This window comes from Streptomyces sp. NPDC031274 (assembly GCF_055570235.1).
This window is the reverse complement of the sequence record NZ_JBVIHP010000473.1, coordinates 1-1,049: the sequence shown is the minus strand read 5'-3', so window position 1 is coordinate 1,049 and position 1,049 is coordinate 1. Positions and strand designations below refer to the sequence as shown.

The window sequence follows — 1,049 nt, the reverse complement described above, 5'->3', positions numbered from 1 at the left end:
AGGGAGTTCGTGCTGGTGGTGGACCATGCCCGGTACGCCTCCGAGGTGACGCGCCTGGTACCCGCGTCGGGCGGCAGCATTGTGATCGTGACGAGCCACAAGCCGCTGTATGACCTGGAGAGCGGAGCGTCGGTGGACCTGCCGCTTGCGCCCTTGGACGAGACGGCATCGGCCGAGTTGCTCGACCGCATCGTCGGCGATCAGCGTTTGGAGTCCGACCCTGAAGCGGCACAGGCTGTGGTGGCCTTATGCGGCGGGCTCCCGGCGGCGCTGCGCGTGGCCGGTGCGTGGATACGCAGACACCAACTGAGGCCACTCTCCCGGCTACTGGAGGAGCTGAGCACCGAACTCGCCGACAACGGCGTCCCTGTAGTGGAACAGGCCTGGGACGTGGTCTGCCTGGAGCTGTCCGATAACGCAGCGTTGCTGTATCGGTTGTTGGGCGGACACCCCGGGCGGGTGTTCAGTAGAGCGTCGGCCACTGCGTTGCTCGGACACGGACCTGAAGCCTGCGACGAGGCACTGGAAGAACTCGGCAGATGTGGACTGGTGGATCTCCGCGAGGCGTACAGGGGCCGGGATGCCCAGATGCGGATGCCTGAACTGCTTCGCGCCCATGCCCGTCGAAGGGCGCGACAGGACCTTGCCCCGCAAGAGCTGGAAAGAGCGCACGAGCGAATCCTGCGCTGGTTCACACGGCAGTTCCAGCGCGCGGATCTCTTCGTGGCAGGAGAGCGGCTGTTGGTCGGGGAAACGGTAGAAGAGGTGACAGCTGCTCCGGATATGCCCCTCGAGGATCCGCAGGAGGCGCCTGCCGAGGACGATAGGGCAGAGCGGGTCCGACGGGCGGCGCGGTGGATGTACGAGGAGCGACACGCCCTGTTCGCCTGCGTACGCATGGCCCACGCTCGCGAACTGGACGCACTGGCGGTGGCGTTGTGTGAACCCGCGTGGACATACGCCTTGGACCACCCCTACCAGTCTGACGTCATGGACGTGTTCCAGCTGGGACTCGAGTGCGCGGTCCGCGCCGGAAACGTACCCGGCAT

General features: G+C 66.3%; 1 pseudogene. It reads left to right on the top strand.

What is annotated here, in order from left to right:
- Positions 1 to 9: 9 nt before the first annotated feature.
- A pseudogene (locus ACZ5CR_RS47270) lies at positions 10 to 1,049 on the top strand (hypothetical protein); the annotation flags it as partial.